Origin of the sequence: uncultured Propionibacterium sp. (genome assembly GCF_963539965.1) — a bacterium.
GTDB lineage: Bacteria > Actinomycetota > Actinomycetes > Propionibacteriales > Propionibacteriaceae > Propionibacterium.
In genome coordinates, this window is record NZ_CAUTOU010000118.1 from 1 (window position 1) to 2,692 (window position 2,692).

Annotated in this window: 2 protein-coding genes and 1 pseudogene; 2 read left to right on the plus strand and 1 reads right to left on the minus strand. The window is 70.9% G+C overall.

Translation table 11 applies throughout. The features are described from left to right. A pseudogene (locus tag R2N01_RS11325) lies at positions 1-397 on the plus strand (ketol-acid reductoisomerase); the annotation flags it as partial. Positions 398-576: 179 nt separating this feature from the next. On the opposite strand, the gene R2N01_RS11330 reads toward R2N01_RS11325, so the two are convergent. Beyond that, positions 577-1,524, minus strand: coding sequence for a sugar-binding domain-containing protein (locus R2N01_RS11330; RefSeq protein ID WP_316671261.1), 948 nt, complete (start codon positions 1,522-1,524; stop codon positions 577-579). A 359-nt stretch (positions 1,525-1,883) separates the two neighbouring features. On the opposite strand from R2N01_RS11330, the gene R2N01_RS11335 reads away from it, so the two are divergent. After that, positions 1,884-2,261 carry a transposase family protein gene (locus R2N01_RS11335; RefSeq protein WP_316671263.1) on the plus strand — a complete coding sequence of 126 codons (378 nt, stop codon included), beginning with the start codon at positions 1,884-1,886 and terminating at the stop codon, positions 2,259-2,261. Positions 2,262-2,692: the final 431 nt, after the last annotated feature.

The following is a 2,692-nucleotide window of genomic DNA, read 5'->3' on the forward strand; positions in this document are numbered from 1 at the left end:
CGAGGTGCTCGTCGAGGCCGGCTACCAGCCCGAGATGGCCTACTTCGAGGTCTGCCACGAGATGAAGCTGATCGTCGACCTCATCAACGAGGGCGGCATCTCCAAGCAGCGCTGGTCCTGCTCCGACACCGCCGAGTACGGCGACTACGTCTCCGGCCCGCGCGTCATCGGCCCCGAGGTCAAGGAGCACATGAAGGAGGTCCTGTCCGACATCCAGGACGGCAGCTTCGCCAAGCGCTTCATGGACGACCAGGCCGCCGGCGCCCCGGAGTTCAGGAGGCTCCGCGCCGAGGGCGAGGCCCATCCGATCGAGGCCGTCGGACGCCGGATCCGCTCGCTCTTCAGCTGGAGCGAGGACGTCGACAAGGACTACGTCGAGGGCTCGGCCGCACGCTGACCACCCGATGACGGCTCAGCCGGCTCCCTGCTGCGCCCGGGCCATCGGGACGTCCCCGCGACCGCTCGCGGGCCCCTGGCGGGATACCTGTCGTGCCCCGGGTCGCTGCCCACCGTGCGGCGGCCCGCCGTGTCGTCCCCCGGAGGGGCCCCGCCGCGTCCGGGCCGTCGGTCGGGTTCTCAGCCGTCGGTCAGCGCCAGCACCGCCCGGGCGGTGGGCACGTCCGTCACGAGGGTCGACATGAGCCCGCCGCGCAGGCACCCCAGGATGGCGGGGGCCTTGTCGCGGCCCCATGCGACGGCGATGACGTTCTGGATGCCCTTGAGCCGTTCGAAGGGCACGGCGAGCAGGCGCTGGCAGAAGTGCGAGTCCACGTGGCGCCCCTGCGCGTCGATGTGGTGGCCGCAGATGTGCCCCACCGAGCCGGCCTTGAGCAGTTCGTCGTGCTCGGCGGCGGTGATGTAGCTGTCGAAGATGACCCCGTCATGGCTGCGGGTGGTGGCACCGATGCCGGTGAGCATGACATCGGCGTGCCCGGCCATGGCCAGGGTCATCGACACCGACTCCTCGCGCCGCAGCGCGACTGCCACCCTTGGGGAGCGGACGACCAGCGGCGCCGGCAGCAGCCGGTAGGAGGCCTTCAGATGCTGGGCCAGCTGCCGGCAGATCTCGGGGGAGTCCACCGAGTTGTTGTCCTGGGCGATCGTCCCGATGGACTGGACGATCGCCGCGTCCGGCCGGTGCAGCGGGCCCATCGCGTGCACGACGGCGGGCACCGAGCGCCCGTTGGTGATGGCCAGTACGCAGTCGCGACTGATGGCCTCGCCGAGCAGACCGGCCGCCAGATGGGCGACGTCCGAGACGTCCTGCCCGGCGTCCTCGACCGAGACGCGCACCTGGGTGAGCCCGAACCTGTCGGTGAGCGCCCGCTCGAGCTCGAAGGCCCGTTCGAGCGGGTGCCCGACGGAGAACTTGATGACGCCGAGCTCACGAGCCTGCTTGAGCAACCGGGAGACCATCGAGCGGGAGTAGCCGATCTCAGCGGCGATGTCGGCCTGGTTGCGGTCGTCGATCCAGTATGCGCGGGCGACCTGCAGCAACAGGGGGATCTGATCCCGGTCGACCATCGTCTTCTCGCTAACTGTTGTGGGTCGTGACGTTGTAGGCACCGGAGCGGGGGCTGCGGGCCGGGACGGCGCGGGGCGCCGATCGTGGGCGTTGCCGGTGTCGTCCCACCACCCGACACCGCCCTGTCGCAGCGACCGTATGCTGTCGCTCGGCAGCATGCCCGACAGCTCGATCATCCTGTCCAGGGGGATCGCCTTCCCGCCTCCACCCAGGGGGTCGGCGTTTTCGGCGTGCTGACAGGGGGTGCGGCGCGACTCGAGGTGATGATGGATGGTGCAAACACTCCTGCCGCTGGAGGGGTCGCGCCGCCATGCCATCATCCACCACTACTGGCCTGTCGCGCTAGTGGTTGGTGGGAGTGTTCGCCACGGTGCCCGACCCCAGGGGCCGGCGTGGGGTGCGCCACCGGCTGGACACGATTCTCGCCTTGGCCGTGGTGACGGTCCTGGCCGACTGCCGCACCCTGCTGGCCGCCTGGGAGCACATGGCCGACCTGAGCCCCGACGACCTGGCCTGCCTCGGCATCGATCAGGACCGGCCCCTGCCGTCGGAGTCCACGATCCGCCGGGTGCTCCAGGACCAGGGGCGCCGACGACCTGGGTGCCCGGCTCGCCGCGCGGATGTGCACCCGTACCGGCACCATCGACGGACGCCGGGTGATCGCCGTGGACGGCAAGACCATGCGCGGCGCCCCGCAGCAGCGGCGAGGATGGTGACGGTGCAGCCGCGCACCTGATCGCCGCGCTGGACCAGGGGACCGGCACCGTCCTGGCCCAGCGGCGGGTGCCCGGCAGGAGCAGCGAGACACCCGGCCTCGACAGGACCTGCCGGCACCCCACGACCTGGCCGGCGTGGTGGTCACCGCTTGATGCGCTGCACACCCAGCACGACACCGCCGCCTGGATACGGGACCGGGGAGCCCTGGAGTGGTATGGGTTTTTCGGGCGGTGGTCGGTGGTTGGTTTCGGGCTGCTGTCTTGTGGTGTTGTCCGGGTTCGGTGTCGACTCGGTCGGGGGTCCGGTGATCGATGGCCGTGCGGAGGCGTTCGTGATCGTATCGTGACTCGATCCGGGCTGTCGCGGTCCCGGGCCGCGTGGTCGCGGGCCGGGTGGGCCTTGCGGCTGGCGGGTTCTTCCTCCGGGGGTCGTGTTGAAGGGCCCGGCGGC

Excerpts from the sequence above, each read along its gene's own strand:
- R2N01_RS11330 (WP_316671261.1), bottom strand. The coding sequence starts at position 1,524 with ATGGTCGACCGGGATCAGATCCCCCTGTTGCTGCAGGTCGCCCGCGCA.